The sequence below is a fragment of the Leisingera sp. ANG-Vp genome, from assembly GCF_000813725.1.
Classification (GTDB): Bacteria; Pseudomonadota; Alphaproteobacteria; order Rhodobacterales; family Rhodobacteraceae; genus Leisingera.
The window spans coordinates 1-16,432 of the sequence record NZ_JWLD01000055.1 but is presented as its reverse complement, the minus strand read 5'-3'; the positions used below and the strand labels follow the sequence as shown (position 1 = coordinate 16,432).

Sequence of the window (16,432 nt, the reverse complement as noted above, 5' to 3'; positions counted from 1 at the left end):
GTTAGCTGCAAACCGGAGGCGGCTGCAAGCGCCTGCGGCCGGATGGGCGGCTGCCCGCCCGGGCAAGGGCGCACGGCAAGCCGGGAAGCATGGGCCAGGCAAAGAAAAAGGGCGGCTGTGCGCCGCCCTGGTAAACCGCACCTGCAGGCTTATTTGAAGCTCTTGCTGTCCTTGATCTGGTCCCAGGCCCACATGACTTCCTGCAGCTGCTCTTCCTGGCTGCGGTCGCCGCCGTTCATGTCCGGATGCAGCACCTTGATCAGCTTTTTGTAGGCCTTGCGGATGTCGGCCTTGGACCAGTCGTCCTTGGCCTCCAGGATTTCGACGGCGCGGCGTTCGGTGGGCGGCAGGCGGCGGCCGGCCTTGGCGCTGCGGCCCGGGTTCTGAGTTGCGTTGGCGCCCAGAACCTGATGCGGATCTTCGATGCCCAGACGGGCCCAGGCACGGGCTTCAGGGTCGCCCATCGGCTTGGTCTCACGCTCCCAGACTTTGTCCTTGGAGCGTTGCGCATTCATCTCGGCTTCGGTGGTGCCTTCGAAGAAGTTCCACTGGTTGTTGTATTCGCGCACGTGCTCTTGGCAGAACCAGTAGAAGTCATCCAGCACATCCGGGGCTTTCGGCGCGCGGAACTTGCCGGGCTCGTTGCAGCCTTCCTTGTCGCAGACGCGCTGGGATGTTTCGGACGCTCCGGTGGCCGCCCGGCGCCCGCGCGGGTTCTTCTTTTTCGCGGAGCGGACGGACATATCAAAGCCAAAAGGATCGGACTTGCTCATTTGGGTGCACCTTCCAGACGCATCTGTTCGACTCGGAGGCCGCAGTTTAATCTAAGGCGCGCCGGATTGAAGGGGGCGCGGAGAAAAAATATGGGGATGAGCGGAAAATGGACGTGAAGACCGAAATCGAGACAGCGCTGCAGGCGGCCTTTGCCCCGACCGCGCTGGAGGTGGTGAATGAAAGCCACAAACACGCAGGCCACGCCGGCGATGACGGCTCGGGCGAGAGCCATTTTGCGGTGATGATCCGGGCCGGGGCCTTTCAGGGCATGAACCGGGTGGCGCAGCACCGTGCCGTGCACAAGGCGCTGGGGGATATCGTGCCGCGCATTCACGCGCTGGCACTGGATATCGGAGCGTAATCAGAAAAAGGGGAGGATCAGTCCTCCCCGTCGCCTTTCTGCTCGGCCCGCTTTTTCAGCGCGGCGGTCATGCCGGAAACCGGGCTCAGCTCTTCGACACCGTCATCTGCCTGCATCTTTGCAGCCCCGGGGCCTGGTACCTGGGCCGCTTCCGGCGGTGCCTGCGGATCGCCAGCCGCGGCGGTCAGCGGCGGTTCGTTGTGACGGAACTCCGGCGCCGGAGCCGCAGCTTCTTGCTGTGGAATTTCGGCAAGCGGTTCTGCGGCAAGGGCGCGGCGGAACACCATCACATTGCGCCAGTTGGTGGTGGAGCCGGTGAGGCCCGAGCGCTCTTCGCTGGGCAGCAGTTCGGCGCGCTGGAATTCCCAGCCTTCTGCGGCCAGCTCATTCAGCAGGAGTTCGATCGAATTGGCAAAGCGTGCTTCGGGTGTCTTTACCCCTTTCGCCTTGGTGCCCTTGGCCGGGGCGGGAACAACCTTGTACTCAAAAGCTTGCATGAACGTCTCCTGTCTCAGTGGGCAGGTTTAGCGGATAGGGGAGAAGGGTCAAGCGGCGGGATGTCCTGAAGAGCCCGCCGCGTCTGGTGTCAGCCCTTTTCCGCTGCCAACTGCGCGAGGGTCAGGCAGACTTCCGTGGCCTTGGCCATGTCCTGCACCGAAATCCATTCCTTGGGGCCGTGAATGCATTGCATGCCGGTGAAGATATTCGGCGTCGGGACGCCGAACTCAGTCAGGCGGGAGCCGTCGGTGCCGCCGCGGATCGGCACGGAGACGGGCTCGATCCCATGTGCGCGGCAGGCATCGCGGGCGAGGTCCACGGGGGTCATGTCCTTCTCCAGCCAATAGCGCATATTGCGGTACTGGTGACTGATCTCGCAGGTGATTTCGGCGCGGGGCTCCGAGGCCTGCACAGCCTCGCAGACCTTGCGCAGCAAGTCGCCCTTGGCGGCCAGACCGTCGAGTTCAAAGTCCCGCAGGATCAGCTTGATCTCCATCTCCGAGGAGCCGCCGTTCATGTCGGTCACATGGATGAAGCCCTCGCGCCCGTCGGTGGTTTCCGGCGTCATCGTGGCCTGCGGCAGGGTCTGGACGATCTTGGCGGCCAGATGGGCGGCGTTGACCATCTTCTCCTTGGCAAGGCCGGGGTGGATTGAGACGCCTGTGATCCTGACCACGGCGCGGTCGGCGCTGAAGCTTTCGTATTCGATCTCGCCCAGCTCGCCGCCGTCCAGCGTATAGGCGAAATCGGCGCCCAGATCTTTTGGCAGCTGTTCGGTGACGCCGCGGCCGATTTCCTCGTCCGGGGTGAAGGCGATCCGGACCGGCCCGTGTTTCAGATCAGGGTTCTGCAGCAGATGGCGGGCCATGGTCATGATGATGGCAACGCCGGCCTTGTCGTCGGCACCCAGGAGCGTGGTGCCGGAGGCTGTGACCAGATCATCGCCTTGCTTCTGAGCCAGATAAGGATGATCAGCCGGCGACAGTACCAAGTGGGGGTCATCGGGGAAGGTGATGTCACCGCCGTTATAACCTTTGATCACCCGCGGCTTGACGCCGGAGGCGTTGAATTGCGGCGCGGTGTCTACATGGGCGAGCAGGCCGATAGTGGGGCCTTCCACCGTGCCGGGAATGGTGGCCAGCACCACGCCGCAGTCGGTCAGCTTTACATCCTGGGCGCCGATCTCCTGCAATTCCTGCTGCAAGAGGTGCAGCATATCAAATTGCACTTCGGTGCTGGGAGAACTGGGTGAGTTTTCATCGCTCTGGCTGTCGATAGCCGCGTAGCGGACCAAACGGTCCTCGAGTTCCTGATCGAAATTGCGTGTCATGAAACCTCCTGAAACTGGCAGGAACAAAGCGGCTGCAGACGCGAAGGTCAAGGCAGGGAAGCCAGTGCTCAGGCTTGATCGTGACCGCCTGGCTATAATGAACAGAAAAGGGCGCCCCGGTTTTACCCTTGGGGCGCCCTTCAGCAATCCGTTTCCGGCTGGGATCAGCCGCCCAGTTTCTTGGCGACCAGCTCGTTCACCGCCTTGGGGTTGGCCTTGCCGCCGGTGGCCTTCATCACCTGGCCGACAAACCAGCCTGCCAGTTTCGGGTTCACCTTGGCCTTTTCCACCTGCGCCGGGTTGGCGGCGATGATCTCGTCCAGGGCGGTCTCGATGGCACCGGTGTCGGTCACCTGCTTCATGCCGCGCTCTTCGACGATCTGCGCCGGGTCGCCACCTTCGGTATAGACGATCTCGAACAGGTCCTTGGCGATCTTGCCGGAGATGGCGTCCGAGGCAATCAGGTCGATGATGCCGCCCAGCTGCGCGGGCGAGACCGGGCTGTCGGTGATGCCTTTATCGTCTTTCTTGAGGCGGCCGAACAGCTCGTTGATCACCCAGTTGGCAGCCAGCTTGCCGCTGCGGCCCTTGGCGGTTTCTTCGAAGTAAGCTGCGGCTTCCACTTCGGCGGTCAGCACCGAGGCGTCATAGTCGCTGAGGCCGAAGTCACCGATGAAACGCGCTTTCTTCTGGTCCGGCAGTTCTGGCAGATTGGCGGCGATGTCGTCCACCCAGGCCTGCTCGATTTCCAGTGGCAGCAGGTCGGGGTCGGGGAAATAGCGGTAGTCATGCGCCTCTTCCTTGGAGCGCATGGAGCGGGTTTCGCCCTTGTCCGGATCGTACAGACGGGTTTCCTGCTCGACCTCGCCGCCGGCTTCGATGATGGCGATCTGGCGGCGCGCTTCGACCTCAATCGCTTGCTGAATGAAGCGCATCGAGTTCATGTTCTTGATTTCGCAGCGGGTGCCGAGATGCGAGAAGTCCTGGGTTTCCTGGTATTTCTCGTACTGGCCGGGCAGGCAGACAGAAACGTTCACGTCCGCGCGCAGGTTGCCGTTCTGCATGTTGCCGTCGCAGGTGCCCAGATACTGCATGATCTGGCGCAGCTTGGCGATATAGGCGGCGGCTTCCTCGGGCCCCCGGATATCGGGGCGCGAGACGATTTCCATCAGGCAGACGCCGGTGCGGTTCAGGTCCACGAAGGACATGTTGGGGTCCATGTCGTGGATCGACTTGCCGGCGTCCTGCTCCATGTGGATGCGCTCGACGCGGACGTTGCGCGCGGTGCCGTCGCCCAGTTCCACCAGAACTTCGCCTTCTCCGACGATCGGGTGGTAGAGCTGCGAGATCTGATAGCCCTGCGGCAGGTCGGGGTAGAAATAGTTCTTGCGGTCAAAGGCGGACCACAGGTTGATGTCGGCCTTGAGGCCCAGGCCAGTGCGCACCGCCTGCTCGACGCAGTATTCGTTGATCACCGGCAGCATGCCGGGCATCGCCGCGTCGACAAAGGCCACGTTGGAGTTCGGCTCGGCGCCGAACTTGGTGGAGGCGCCGGAGAACAGCTTGGCATTGGAGCTGACCTGGGCATGCACCTCCATGCCGATGACCAGTTCCCAGTCATGCTTGGCGCCCGCGATCACCTTGGGCTTGGGGAGTTCATATGTCAGGTCGAGCATGGTTTTCCGCCGTATCCGAATGTCCTTGGTTGGCAAGCGTTCTAGGCTTGTGTGCGGGCAGGGGCAAGGGGGCAATGACGGGTGGAAGGGTACATTGATTTGCCCTTTGCGCGGGCCGCAGGCCCGGGCGGCGCCCGTCCCGCCCCCATGGGCGGGCGCTTCACGCCCACCCTCGGGACGGGCGCCGCCCTTAGCGATCGGCTGCCGGGCTTTGATTGCCCCCCTTGGCGGCGGCGGGCTGCGGGGCTAGAACTGGCAGCCCGAGCAGAATATCAGGAGGCCGCCTTGGACACATCCGCCCGTATCAGCCAGACCATTGCCGGTGAAATCAGCGCCAGTTCGAAACAGGTGAGTGCGGCCGTCGCGCTGCTGGATGAAGGGGCGACGGTGCCCTTTGTTGCGCGCTACCGCAAGGAAGCGACCGGGGGGCTGGATGACAGCCAGCTGAGGACACTGGCGGAACGGCTGGAGTATCTGCGCGAGCTGGAGAAGCGGCGGGCCGCGATTCTGGAATCGGTTAAGGGCCAAGACAAGCTGACGGATGAGCTGGCGGCTTCGATTGCCAGGGCGGAGACCAAGGCGCAGCTGGAGGATATCTATCTGCCCTACAAGCCCAAACGGCGCACCAAGGCGATGATTGCGCGCGAAAACGGGCTGGAGCCGCTGGCGGAGGCTATTCTGGGGGATCGGGGCGCAGACCCGGAAAAGCTGGCAGAGGGTTATGTCACTGAAGCTGTTGCGACGGTGAAGGACGCTCTCAATGGCGCGCGGGATATTCTGACCGAGCGTTTGACCGAAAATGCTGAGCTGCTGGGGCGGCTGCGGGAGTTTCTGCAGCGCGAGGCGGTGGTCATGGCCAAGGTGGTTGAGGGCAAAGAGCAGGAAGGCGCCAAGTTTGCGGATTACTTTGCCCATTCCGAGCGCTGGGCGGATGTGCCTTCGCACCGGGCGCTGGCGATGCTGCGCGGCTCAAACGAAGGTGTGCTGACGCTGGATGTTGGCCCCGAGCCGGAAGAGGGCGCTGCGCGGGCTGAGGCGATGGTCGCCGCGGTGCTGGGCGCGGGCGGCAATGGGTCGGGCGACATATGGCTGCGCAAGGTGGCGGGCTGGGCCTGGCGGGTGAAGCTGAGCCTGTCGATGATGCTGGAGTTGATGGGCGATCTGCGCGGCCGCGCACAGGAGGACGCCATTCAGGTCTTTGCGCGCAACCTCAAAGACCTGCTCTTTGCAGCGCCAGCCGGTGCGCGGCCGACTCTCGGGCTGGACCCGGGCATTCGCACCGGCGTTAAGGCGGCAGTGGTTGATGCAACCGGGAAACTGGTGGCCACCGAGACCTTGTACCCGTTTCAGCCCAAGAATGATCTGCGCGGGGCGCAGGTATCGATTGTGAAACTGATCGCCGAGCACGGCGTGGAGCTGATTGCCATCGGCAACGGCACCGCCAGCCGCGAGACCGAGCGGATGGTGGCGGAGGTGCTGAAGCATCTGCCGGCCAAGGTGAAGGCGCCAACCAAAGTGGTTGTGAGCGAGGCTGGCGCCTCGGTCTATTCCGCCTCCGAGCTGGCGGCGCGGGAGTTTCCGGATCTGGATGTCTCTTTGCGCGGCGCGGTTTCGATTGCCCGGCGCCTCCAGGATCCGCTGGCGGAACTGGTGAAGATCGAACCCAAAAGCATTGGCGTCGGCCAGTACCAGCACGATGTGGACCAGCATAAGCTGTCGAAATCGCTGGAGGCGGTGATCGAGGATGTGGTGAACGCCGTTGGTGTTGATCTCAACATGGCCTCTGCGCCGCTGCTTTCCCATGTCTCGGGCCTTGGCCCCGGGCTGGCAGAGGCGATTGTGGCGCATCGTGACGTGAACGGCGCCTTCAAGTCGCGGCGGGAGTTGCTGAAGGTTGCGCGGCTGGGGCCCAAGGCGTTCGAGCAGTGCGCAGGATTCCTGCGGATCCGGGACGGCAAGGAGCCGCTGGATGCTTCCTCGGTCCACCCCGAGGCCTATGATGTGGCGCGCAAGGTTGTGACGGCGTGCGGCCGTGACATCCGCCAGATCATGGGGGATGAGAGCGCCTTGCGGGGGCTGCGGGCTGAGGATTTTGTCAGCGACAGCTTTGGCCTGCCCACGGTGCGCGACATTTTCCAGGAGCTGGAGAAGCCGGGCCGCGATCCGCGCCCGTCGTTTGTCACCGCGTCGTTCAAAGACGGGGTGGAGGAGATAACCGACCTCAAACCCGGCATGGTGCTGGAAGGCACGGTGACCAATGTGGCGGCCTTTGGCGCCTTTGTGGATATCGGGGTGCATCAGGATGGGCTGGTGCATGTGAGCCAGCTGGCGGACCGGTTTGTCAAAGATCCGCATGAGGTGGTGAAGACCGGCCAGGTGGTAAAGGTGACCGTCACCGAGGTGGACGTGCCGCGCAAGCGTATCGGCCTGACCATGCGCAAGGACGGCGGTGCCTCGGCCAAGGAAGACCGCAATGCCCGCGGGCCTTCCAAGAACACCGGGCCGCGCCGCGGCGGCAAGCCGGGCGGGCCCCAGGGCGGCCGGGGCAAGATGTCTGCCGGTCCCAAGGGCGGCAAGCAAGGCGGCCAAGGCGCGGGCCAAAGCACCGGCGCGCTGGGCGCGGCCTTGATGGATGCGTTCAAGAAGAAGTGACGAAACGGGGCGTTGGCCCCGTTTCTGCAGCCCGGTCAGAGGTTAGGCCGGGCTGAACTGCAGGCCTTTTTCGGTGAAGGCAACTTTCTGGCCGCCTTCGATTTCCTCGCGGAACTGCCCGGCGATGGCTTGCAGTGCGCCGGCATGGCCGCGGGCGGCAAAGCGGCTGAGCGAGGTGATGCGGGCGCTGTTGTCAAATCCTTCGGCGGCATGGGCCCAGACCAGCGGGTGCAGCTCTTTCAGATGGTCACGGATCAGCCAGTCCGCTGCCTCGGCGATCTTCAGCCGCGGCACGTCGGCCTGCAGGTTCTGCCCCAGGCCCTTGCGCAGGGTGACGGTGCAATAGGCGGCCAGAAGGTTGATCATGTCCTGCGAGGGGTTGGCGGCAACGATGTCCCGCAGCCCGTCCAGGAAGAACCGCGTATCGACCCGGGCACAGGCCTGGTCGTCGATGGTGATGGCGTCGAAGTAGACCCAGGTGTAGCCGCCGGCCCCCCAGATGCCTTCAGTGCGCGAAGCGGTGCGGCGGGCCTCCAGTTCCAGCGCGGCATAAGAGCCCGACCAGCGCGGCAGCATATGGGTGCCAAGGGTGCGCATGTGGCGGTGGTTGTTTGGGGCAAGGTCGATCAAAGCGCTGAACTCATCGGCCACCTGCAGGGCTTCACCATTGTGCCCGGCCAGCAGAGAACATTGGGCGCCTTTGAGGAACGGGCTGTTGCAGCTGCCGTCCGCCAGCGGCTGCAGCAGGGCGGCGGCGCGGTCGAAATGGGCGGCGCAGCGGTGCCGGCTGGACGGGTCCGCCGCCTGGCCCTTGCCAGGGGTGCGCCAGGCCCAGCCGATATCGATATGGGCCAGCGCCACGAGGGCGGTCAGATAGGGGTCATTGCGGTGCTCGGCGCGCAGGGCTTCAAAGGCCATCAGTCCGCGGATCAGGCTGCGGCTGCTGGCGTCTTCTTCCTCGGCCAGGGCGTGCTCGGTGGCGTTCACCACATCGGCGCGGGCGCCATAGGCGATCAGGTCGGCAACAGGCAGCCCGCAGCGGGTAGCGGTGCGGGCCTCATCCGCCTCCCGGATCTGGCGGGACAGGTCCTCCCAGCGCTCCTGGCGGGCCAGAAACTGGCCGCGGTTCTGGGCACCGGTGCTGTCCGGGTCGTCTTCGCTGCTGCAAACAGGGATCGACAGGCTGTCCTCCAGCGGCCGGGTCAGCAGCTCCTCCGCCGGGGCCGGGGAGGGGGCGGGAGAAGGAGCAGGTTCCGGGCGTGCAGCGGGCCGGATACGGCTGGAAACCTTGCCGGAAATCCGGGACAAGAGATCCCGCGCCTGTCGAGACGGTGTGAGCATTCGTGCTTCCTGATAAGTGGCAGCTTATTGTTGTTCACAGTTTCGTCAGGCAATGGGGCGCAAAGATGGCGGCACTGGGGAAGTTCCGGTTCCAAGGCGGATTCCTGCCTGTGCGGCCGGGCTGCTGCGGTTCAGAAGGCCGTGAAGTGGTGCCGCTGAGTCAGGATCGCGCGCTTTTGGAATTCGGCATCCAGTTCCGTATGGGGCGGGGTGGCTTCCTGCGGCAGGCGGATGCGCTGGCCGCTGCGCAGGATCAGGGTGGCGCGCACCGAGAAGTCCCAGCGGGTGTCGAACCGCACCTTGTCCAGCTCGCCCAGGTCGGCGCTGCCGGTCAGGCTGCCGGTGAACCATTCGATGCGGCTGCCGGAAATTCTAAGGCCGGCCAGCGGGTTGCGGATGAGATCGGCGAGCGCAGGCAGTACCGGCAAGGCCAGCAGAAGAACCAGCCACCAGGCGGCCTGCAGCACCAGCCACAGCACCAGCAGCGCTGCCAGCCAGCCGCCGGTGGCCAAAACTGCGGCGGGGGTGCGGCCCCGGCGGGAGAAGCTGTAGTCTTCCGCCGGCGGCAGGGTTTCTGGCGTCTCAGGCATCCAGGATCCGGGTGACCATTTCATTGGTGTCGCGGCTCAGGCCCTCAGCGCCGGCGATCCGCGTCAGCTGGGCGCGGATCAGCGCCTGCCGGTCGCTGCCATAGCGCTTCCAGGTCTGGAACGCGGCGCACATGCGGGCGGTGGTCTGCGGGTTCAGCTTGTCCAGCGCGATGAGGCTGTCTGCCAGCAGCTGGTAGCCTTCGCCGCTTGCATGGTGGAAGCCCGCATGGTTGCCCGCCAGCGCCCCCATCACCGCGCGGAAGCGGTTGGGGTTCTTCATGTCGAACAGCGCGTGTTTGGTGAGGCCTGCGGCGGCGGCAGCAGTTTTTTCCGGCGCCGCGCAAGCGATCTGCAGGGCAAACCACTTGTCCATCACCAGCCGGTCATCCTGCCATTGATCAAAGAAGGCCTGGCTTTGGGCGTCGCCCTTCTCGGCCTTCAGCAGCGCAGCCAGGGCGGCATACTGCTGGGTCATGTTGCCGGCGGCCTCATACTGGCGCGCCGCCTGCTCGCCGCCGTCGAGACGGGTCAGCAGCGACAGGATGCGGCCGTTGAGGGCGCGCTTGCCGGCGCCTTCGGCATCGGGGGAGTAGGGGCCTTCAACGGTGGTCGCGGCATAAAGCCGGGGCAGGCTGGTTTCGAGCTGCTGTGCCAGGGTCTGGGTGAAGGTTTCGGCAGCGTCGTAGATCTTCTGCGGATCTGGGGTATAGCCGCGTTCATGCAGGGTCTGGGCGATGTCGGCCTGGCTGGGCGGTGACAGCACCAGGGCGCGGAAGGCCGGGTCCTGTTCGTCGTCGCGCACCAGCTTCTCCAGCGCGTCCAGATAGGCGGTATCGGGCGCGGCGCCATCCAGCACCATTGCCACGCGGGTTTCCTTGGCCAGCGCGTTGCCCGCTTCCCAGCGGTTGAACGGGTCGGTGTCATGGGCCAGCAGGAAGGCGCGCTCGGCGTTGGTGGTGCCGCGCTCCAGGATCACCGGGGCAGAGAACTCGCGCAGGATTGAAGGCACAGGCTTGGAGGCGAGGCCGTCGAAGGTGAAGCTTTGCTTCGCCCCGGTCAGCTCCAGAACTTGCGTGCCGCGCACTTCATCACCGTTGGGCGACAACAGGCCGACCGCCATCGGAATCACCCGCGGCGCCTTGTCGGGCTGGCCGGGGGTGGGCGGGGTCGATTGCTCGAAGGTCAGGGTATAGGTGCCGTCGGCGTAGTCCTCGGAAACTTTCACCCGCGGGGTGCCGGCCTGGCTGTACCACAGTTTGAATTGCTGCAGATCGCGGCCGGTTGCGTCCTCAAACACCTTCAGCCAGTCCTCGATTGTGCAGGCCTGGCCGTCGTGGCGCTCAAAGTAGAGCTTCAGCGCCTTGTAGTAATTCTCATCGCCGACCAGCCGTTTCAGCATGCCGATCACCTCGGCGCCTTTTTCGTAGACGGTGGCGGTGTAGAAGTTGTTGATCTCCTGGAACTGCTCCGGACGCGGCGGATGGGCGAGGGGACCGTTGTCCTCCGGGAACTGGCGGGCGCGGAGCGTAATCACGTCGTCGATCCGCTTAACCGGCTCGGAGCGCATGTCAGAGGTGAACTGGGCATCACGGAAGACCGTCAGCCCTTCCTTCAGACAGAGCTGGAACCAGTCGCGGCAGGTGATCCGGTTCCCGGTCCAGTTGTGGAAGTACTCATGCGCAATAATTGCTTCAATTCGTTCGAAATTTGCATCTGTGGAGGTTTCGGGCGACGCGAGGACGCAGGAGGAGTTGAAAATGTTCAACCCCTTGTTCTCCATCGCCCCCATGTTGAAGTCGTCCACGGCAACGATATTGAACAGCTCCAGGTCGTATTCGAGGCCGTAGACGTCCTCGTCCCACTTCATCGACTTTTTCAGCGCTTCCATGCCGAAGGCGCATTTGTTCTCGTCGCCGGGGCGGACCCAGATGTTCAGTTCCACCTCTTTCCCGGACCGGGTGGTGAAGCTGCCCGGATGGTTCACCAGATCGCCCGCCACCAGCGCAAAGAGATAGGCCGGTTTCGGCCAGGGATCGTGCCACTCTGCCCAGCCTTCGCCCGCGCCCATCGGGTTGCCGTTCGACAGCATCACCGGCTCGTCGCCTTCGATGCGGACGGTGAAGGTGGACATCACGTCGGGGCGGTCCGGGTAATAGGTGATCTTGCGGAACCCTTCGGCCTCGCATTGGGTGCAGTACATGCGGTTGGACATGTAAAGCCCTTCCAGCGCGGTATTGCCGGCCGGGTTGATCTCCACCTCGGCCTCCCAGGTGAAGGGAGTGCTGGGCACCGCGCAGGTGAGACCCTTATCGGTCACGTCCGGTGTCGCGTCCTGGCCGTCGATCTTCGCTGAGATCAGCTGCAGCTCCTCGCCGTGCAGAAAGAAGGTCTTGTCCGCCGCATCCGGTTTCGGCGCAAAGCGGATCTTGCTGATGACGCGGGTGGTTTCCGGCGTCAGGCGGAAGGTCAGGTGAACACTTTCGACGTCAAATCCAAAAGGCGTGTAGTCTTTCAGGTAGAAGGTCTGGGGCGTGTCTTTGGCCATTCTCGCTCTCCTCTGCACTGCTTCCTTCAGGTGTAGCGGACAGGGGCGGGACTGCAAGCGGAATGGCGGCTGGAAGGCAGTAACCGGAAAAATCCGCAGCACTTTCTTGGAAAACAAGAAATTGAGTTTGGTTTCACAAGGGGGCTGGTTTGTTGCCGATCGGAAACTTCTGGCCTAGATAGGTCGGCATGCAGTGGTGTACCGCCGGAAGGAGCAGAGCATGAGCCGGGTCGAGAAACAGGGAATTCAGGTTGCGCCGGAGCTGGCGGAGTTCATCGAGAAGCAGGCGCTGCCGGGCACCGGTGTCGAGGCGGATGCGTTCTGGAAGGGCCTGGCGGAGCTGGTGAACACCTTCGGCCCGGAAAACCGGGCGCTGATCGCCAAGCGGGAGGAAATCCAGGCCAAGATCGACGCCTGGCATATCGCCAACCGGGATAAGCCGCACGACCACGAGGGCTATAAGGCGTTTCTGACGGACATCGGCTATCTGCTGCCTGAGGGTGCGGATTTTGAGATCGAGACGCAGAATGTCGACCCGGAAATTGCCCAGGTGCCGGGGCCGCAGCTGGTGGTGCCGATCACCAACGCACGCTATGCGCTGAACGCGGCCAATGCCCGCTGGGGCAGCCTGTATGACGGGTTCTATGGCACCGATGCGATGGGCTCTGCTGCGCCCAAGGGCGGTTATGACCGGGGCCGCGGCGCGCGGGTTGTGGCGCGGGCGCGGGTGTTTCTGGACGAGGCCTTTCCGATCACCGGCACCAGCCATGCGGACGTGCGCCGCTACCATGTTCAGGACGGCCAGTTGCTGATCGACGACCTGCCGCTGGCGCAGCCGGAGAAATTCGCGGGCTTCCGGGGCAACCCCAAGGCGCCGGACTCGGTGCTGCTGCGCAACAATGGCTTGCATGTGGAGCTGGTGTTTGACCGCGCCCATGCGATTGGCGCCCGTGACCAGGCCGGCCTGGCGGATGTGCGGCTGGAAAGCGCGATGTCGGCGATCATGGATTGCGAGGACTCGGTGGCCTGTGTTGATGCCGAAGACAAGGTGCTGGCCTATTCCAACTGGCTGGGCTTGATGAAGGGCGATCTGGAGGCGGTTCTGGACAAGGGCGGCAAGACTATCACCCGCCGTCTGAACCCGGATTTCGGCTTTACCGCGCCCAACGGCACGCAGTTGACGATCAAGGGCCGCGCGCTGCTGTGGGTCCGCAATGTGGGCCATCTGATGACCAACCCGGCGGTGCTGGATGGCGACGGCAAGGAGGCTTTTGAAGGTCTGCTGGACGCGATGATCACTGTGATGATCGCCATGCATGACTTGAAGCGCGACAGCGGCAACTCGGCTCATGGCTCGGTCTATGTGGTGAAGCCTAAGATGCACGGGCCGGAAGAAGTGGCATTCGCAGACCGGATCTTTGCCAAGGTCGAAGATATCCTGGGCCTGCCGCGCCACACCGTGAAAATCGGCATCATGGACGAGGAGCGCCGCACCTCGGTGAATCTCAAGGAATGCATCCGCGCTGCCAAGCACCGGGTGGCTTTCATCAACACCGGTTTCCTGGACCGCACTGGCGATGAAATCCACACCTCGATGGAGGCGGGGCCTTTCAGCCGCAAGGATTTCATCAAGCGCAAGGCGTGGATCGGCGCTTATGAGAATCTGAACGTGGATATCGGCCTGGAATGCGGCCTGTCCGGGAAGGCGCAGATCGGCAAGGGCATGTGGGCGATGCCGGACATGATGGCGGCGATGATCGAGCAGAAGATCGAGCATCCGAAATCCGGCGCCAACTGCGCCTGGGTGCCCAGCCCGACCGCTGCGACCCTGCACGCGCTGCATTACCACAAGGTGGATGTGCTGGCTGTGCAGGCAAAGCTCAAGGCAGGCGGCCGCCGCGCCCATGTGGACGGTATCCTGGAAATCCCGCTGGCCACTTACCGCAAGTGGTCGCCGCGCCAGATCGCCCGCGAGGTGGACAACAACGCGCAAGGCATTCTGGGCTATGTGGTGCGCTGGGTCGATCAGGGCGTTGGCTGTTCAAAAGTGCCGGACATCAATGACGTCGGGCTGATGGAGGACCGCGCGACCTGCCGGATCTCGGCGCAGCACATCGCCAACTGGCTGCACCACGGGGTGGTCAGCGAAGAGGAAGTCATGGGCTCCCTGCGCAAGATGGCCAAGGTGGTGGACGAGCAGAACCGCGGCGACAATACCTACCGCGCGATGGCGCCGGGCTTTGACACCATTGCCTTTGAGGCCGCTTGCGATCTGGTGTTCAAAGGCCGGGTGCAGCCCTCGGGCTATACCGAGCCGGTTTTGCATGCCCGCCGCTTGGAGCTGAAGGCAGAAGCCGCGTCAAACTGACCGTGTAAAACAGTTTCCCTGCAAAAAGGGGTAGTCAAAGGGGGCCTTTTGGCCTCCTTTTTGTTTTTTCGGCGTCAGCTTAGCGGAGGGCAGGAGACCTATGGCAGAAATTTCACTGGAGCAGGCACGCACAATCATTCGCGTTGCCTTGGAGAAAGGGCGGGAGATGGGGCTGAAGCCGCTCTCTGCCGTGGTGCTGGACGCGGGCGGCCATGTGAAGGCGTTCGAGCGCGAGGACGGTGCCGCGCCAGGCCGGTTCCCGATTGCGCATGGCAAGGCCTATGGGTCTGTGATGCTGGGGATGGCAGGTTCCGCGCAGATGGCGCGGGCGGAGAGCCAGGCCTACTTCATGGCAGCGGTAAACGGCGTCTACGGCGGCCAGGTGGTGCCGGTGCCGGGCGGCGTGCTGGTGCGCGGTGCCGATGGTGCGGTGATTGGCGCTGTTGGTGTGACCGGCGACACGTCCGACAACGATGCGGTTGCCGCCGTGGCCGGGATCGAAGCTGCAGGGCTGCAAGGCGAAATCTAAGAGAAATGAACACTCTGCCGCCCCGTTTCATGCGCCGGGGCGGCCGTTCCGCTGCGTCAGATTCCAAGCCTGTGCGCGCGTGAACAATCTGTTGCGCCGCGCCGGCTGTTGAACCTGGCAGGGACCAGAGCTAGGTTTTTCTTCAGGAAATAGATTTATGAGTGGAACATGGCGCGTCCCAAGGTTGGCATTATCGGCAATTCCTACCTGATCAACGATCAGTATCCCGTGCATGCGGGCGGCACGATGAATTCGGAAGCGATTGCCGAGGTTGCGGGATGTATGCCGCTGATGATCCCCTCGGACCCGCGTTTTGTCACTGTCGCGGAATTGCTGGACACGTTTGACGGGTTCCTGCTCACCGGCGGGCGGCCCAATGTGCATCCGCATGAATACGGCGAGGCAGAAACTGAGGCGCATGGCGCTTTTGACCGGGCCCGCGATGCGATCACTTTGCCGCTGATCCGCGCCTGTGTGGAGCGCGGCCAGCCGTTTCTGGGCATCTGCCGCGGCTTTCAGGAAGTCAATGTGGCGATGGGCGGGACCTTGTACCCTGAGATCCGCGATTTGCCGGGGCGGATGAACCACCGGATGCCGCCGGACGGCACTCTGGAGGAAAAATTCGCTCTGCGCCATACGGTTAAGTTCAATCCTGGCGGCGTCTTCCACCGTTTGTTCGGCGCGGAAGAGGTGATGACCAACACGCTGCACGGCCAGGGCATCAAGCGCCCGGGCGCGCGGGTCGTGGTGGACGGCCATGCGCCTGACGGCACGCCGGAAGCGATCTTTATCAAGGATGCACCGGGCTTTACCCTGTCGGTGCAGTGGCATCCCGAGTGGGAAGCGGCCGCGGATCCGGTGTCGCGCCCGCTGTTTGAAGGGTTTGGCACAGCGGTTCGCGCCTGGTCTGAAGGCGGGGCGCAGGCAGGGCTGCAGAAATCGGCCTAGAGTGTTTTTCGAGGTGTTTTGGTGACGTTCGACATGGCAGCCAGCCCGGATTGCGGGGCGGCGGTTTTCAGGATCAGGCAATTCAAGGCAGAAGATGCCGGCGCGTTGGCAAATGTGTTCCATGCGGCGGTGCATGGAATTGCAAACCGGTTTTACACGCCTGAACAGCTGTCTGCCTGGTGCCCGGAGGTGCCGTCTGCAGACGCCATGTGCCGGAAGATGTCGGACGGGCGGGCAGTCTGGGTTGCGGCGGACTGTGAGGACATTCCGGCAGCATTTATAGATCTGGAGGCCGACGGCCATATCGACATGCTGTTCTGCCATCCGCGTGCTGCCGGTCAGGGGGCTGGCGCGGCGCTGTATGCCAGGCTTGAAGCCGCTGCGCTGCGGCAGGGGCTTGGGCTGTTGTATGTGGAAGCCAGCGAGGCGGCCCGCGGGTTTTTTGAGCGTATGGGTTTTGCGTTGGACCGGCGGCGCGAGTTTGAGCGCGGCGGTGTGAAGATCCACAACTACCGGATGGTCAAGATCCTGGACTGACACCGGCGCTTGCGGCCTGCTGTTGAACTGCAGGCCGCCGGCCCGGTCAGATCAGCAGATCAAACATGTGCATCAGGGGCAGCTGCCGCGCGCGCTTGCCAGTGAGGGCAAACAGAGCATTTGCCAGCGCAGGCGCCGCTGGGGGGGGGGCCGGGTGGCCGGCCCCCCCCCTATGGGCCTGGGTCTCCCGCCCTTGGGCTTCGGTTTCCGGCCTCCTGTGGCTGCGCAGGGCGGCATAGTCCGGGGAGTTGCCCCGTTCCGCCGCCCCGCCCGGGGAGGGGGG

Annotated in this window: 14 protein-coding genes; 6 read left to right on the top strand and 8 right to left on the bottom strand. The window is 63.9% G+C overall.

Translation table 11 applies throughout. The annotated features are described in order from the left end of the window. Positions 1 to 149 precede the first annotated feature (149 nt). Entirely contained in the window at positions 150 to 773 is a 624-nt protein-coding gene (locus tag RA20_RS17670; protein WP_039131749.1) for a DnaJ domain-containing protein, read from the bottom strand. 107 nt (positions 774 to 880) lie between these two features. Here RA20_RS17670 and RA20_RS17665 point away from each other — a divergent pair, with 107 nt between their 5' ends. Then, positions 881 to 1,135, top strand: coding sequence for a BolA family protein (locus RA20_RS17665; RefSeq protein ID WP_039131747.1), 255 nt, complete (start codon positions 881 to 883; stop codon positions 1,133 to 1,135). Positions 1,136 to 1,152: 17 nt separating this feature from the next. Here RA20_RS17665 and RA20_RS17660 read toward each other — a convergent pair whose 3' ends face one another. The 3 genes from RA20_RS17660 to gatB form a co-directional block, all read right to left on the bottom strand. Next, positions 1,153 to 1,632, bottom strand: coding sequence for a DUF4177 domain-containing protein (locus RA20_RS17660; protein ID WP_039131744.1), 480 nt, complete (start codon positions 1,630 to 1,632; stop codon positions 1,153 to 1,155). Positions 1,633 to 1,721: 89 nt separating this feature from the next. After that, complete coding sequence (gene pepT / locus RA20_RS17655; RefSeq protein ID WP_039131741.1) at positions 1,722 to 2,963, bottom strand: peptidase T; 1,242 nt, start codon at positions 2,961 to 2,963, stop codon at positions 1,722 to 1,724. Between the two features lie 164 nt (positions 2,964 to 3,127). Next, positions 3,128 to 4,639, bottom strand: a complete 1,512-nt coding sequence (gatB, locus tag RA20_RS17650) for an Asp-tRNA(Asn)/Glu-tRNA(Gln) amidotransferase subunit GatB (RefSeq protein WP_039131738.1) — start codon at positions 4,637 to 4,639, stop codon at positions 3,128 to 3,130. 285 nt (positions 4,640 to 4,924) lie between these two features. Here gatB and RA20_RS17645 point away from each other — a divergent pair, with 285 nt between their 5' ends. After that, positions 4,925 to 7,291 (top strand): Tex family protein, encoded by a 2,367-nt coding sequence (locus RA20_RS17645; protein WP_039131735.1) that lies wholly within the window; start codon positions 4,925 to 4,927, stop codon positions 7,289 to 7,291. Positions 7,292 to 7,333: 42 nt separating this feature from the next. Here the strand turns inward: RA20_RS17645 and RA20_RS17640 are convergent, their stop codons facing one another. The 3 genes from RA20_RS17640 to pepN all read right to left on the bottom strand — a co-directional run bounded on the left by RA20_RS17640 (position 7,334) and on the right by pepN (position 11,767). Then, positions 7,334 to 8,632 carry a hypothetical protein gene (locus RA20_RS17640; protein WP_039131733.1) on the bottom strand — a complete coding sequence of 433 codons (1,299 nt, stop codon included), beginning with the start codon at positions 8,630 to 8,632 and terminating at the stop codon, positions 7,334 to 7,336. 131 nt (positions 8,633 to 8,763) lie between these two features. Then, positions 8,764 to 9,222 carry a hypothetical protein gene (locus tag RA20_RS17635; RefSeq protein WP_052249053.1) on the bottom strand — a complete coding sequence of 153 codons (459 nt, stop codon included), beginning with the start codon at positions 9,220 to 9,222 and terminating at the stop codon, positions 8,764 to 8,766. Beyond that, complete coding sequence (gene pepN / locus RA20_RS17630; RefSeq protein ID WP_039131730.1) at positions 9,215 to 11,767, bottom strand: aminopeptidase N; 2,553 nt, start codon at positions 11,765 to 11,767, stop codon at positions 9,215 to 9,217. The genes RA20_RS17635 and pepN overlap by 8 nt, the downstream gene beginning before the upstream one ends. A gap of 220 nt (positions 11,768 to 11,987) precedes the next feature. Between pepN and RA20_RS17625 the strand changes: the two genes are divergently transcribed. The 4 genes from RA20_RS17625 to RA20_RS17610 all read left to right on the top strand — a co-directional run bounded on the left by RA20_RS17625 (position 11,988) and on the right by RA20_RS17610 (position 16,149). Further along, positions 11,988 to 14,135 carry a malate synthase G gene (locus RA20_RS17625; RefSeq protein WP_039131728.1) on the top strand — a complete coding sequence of 716 codons (2,148 nt, stop codon included), beginning with the start codon at positions 11,988 to 11,990 and terminating at the stop codon, positions 14,133 to 14,135. Between the two features lie 100 nt (positions 14,136 to 14,235). Next, the gene (locus tag RA20_RS17620) at positions 14,236 to 14,664 is read left to right on the top strand and encodes a GlcG/HbpS family heme-binding protein (RefSeq protein WP_039131725.1); all 429 of its coding nucleotides are present in this window, start codon (positions 14,236 to 14,238) and stop codon (positions 14,662 to 14,664) included. A 168-nt stretch (positions 14,665 to 14,832) separates the two neighbouring features. Further along, positions 14,833 to 15,612, top strand: coding sequence for a gamma-glutamyl-gamma-aminobutyrate hydrolase family protein (locus tag RA20_RS17615; protein ID WP_039131723.1), 780 nt, complete (start codon positions 14,833 to 14,835; stop codon positions 15,610 to 15,612). Between the two features lie 33 nt (positions 15,613 to 15,645). After that, a complete protein-coding gene (locus tag RA20_RS17610; protein ID WP_039131844.1) occupies positions 15,646 to 16,149 on the top strand; it encodes a GNAT family N-acetyltransferase in 504 nt (167 codons plus the stop codon). Positions 16,150 to 16,195: 46 nt separating this feature from the next. Here the strand turns inward: RA20_RS17610 and RA20_RS25975 are convergent. Continuing rightward, positions 16,196 to 16,432 (bottom strand): hypothetical protein (locus RA20_RS25975; protein WP_039131720.1); only part of this gene is annotated, 237 nt, incomplete at its 5' end.

What these genes read in the sequence shown, in the direction of transcription:
- RA20_RS17670 (WP_039131749.1), bottom strand. Translation starts at nt 773, where the DNA reads ATGAGCAAGTCCGATCCTTTTGGCTTTGATATGTCCGTCCGCTCCGCG.
- RA20_RS17665 (WP_039131747.1), top strand. Translation starts at nt 881, where the DNA reads ATGGACGTGAAGACCGAAATCGAGACAGCGCTGCAGGCGGCCTTTGCC.
- RA20_RS17660 (WP_039131744.1), bottom strand. Translation starts at nt 1,632, where the DNA reads ATGCAAGCTTTTGAGTACAAGGTTGTTCCCGCCCCGGCCAAGGGCACC.
- pepT (WP_039131741.1), bottom strand. Translation starts at nt 2,963, where the DNA reads ATGACACGCAATTTCGATCAGGAACTCGAGGACCGTTTGGTCCGCTAC.
- gatB (WP_039131738.1), bottom strand. Translation starts at nt 4,639, where the DNA reads ATGCTCGACCTGACATATGAACTCCCCAAGCCCAAGGTGATCGCGGGC.
- RA20_RS17640 (WP_039131733.1), bottom strand. Translation starts at nt 8,632, where the DNA reads ATGCTCACACCGTCTCGACAGGCGCGGGATCTCTTGTCCCGGATTTCC.
- RA20_RS17635 (WP_052249053.1), bottom strand. Translation starts at nt 9,222, where the DNA reads ATGCCTGAGACGCCAGAAACCCTGCCGCCGGCGGAAGACTACAGCTTC.
- pepN (WP_039131730.1), bottom strand. Translation starts at nt 11,767, where the DNA reads ATGGCCAAAGACACGCCCCAGACCTTCTACCTGAAAGACTACACGCCT.
- RA20_RS17625 (WP_039131728.1), top strand. Translation starts at nt 11,988, where the DNA reads ATGAGCCGGGTCGAGAAACAGGGAATTCAGGTTGCGCCGGAGCTGGCG.
- RA20_RS17620 (WP_039131725.1), top strand. Translation starts at nt 14,236, where the DNA reads ATGGCAGAAATTTCACTGGAGCAGGCACGCACAATCATTCGCGTTGCC.
- RA20_RS17615 (WP_039131723.1), top strand. Translation starts at nt 14,833, where the DNA reads ATGGCGCGTCCCAAGGTTGGCATTATCGGCAATTCCTACCTGATCAAC.
- RA20_RS17610 (WP_039131844.1), top strand. Translation starts at nt 15,646, where the DNA reads ATGGCAGCCAGCCCGGATTGCGGGGCGGCGGTTTTCAGGATCAGGCAA.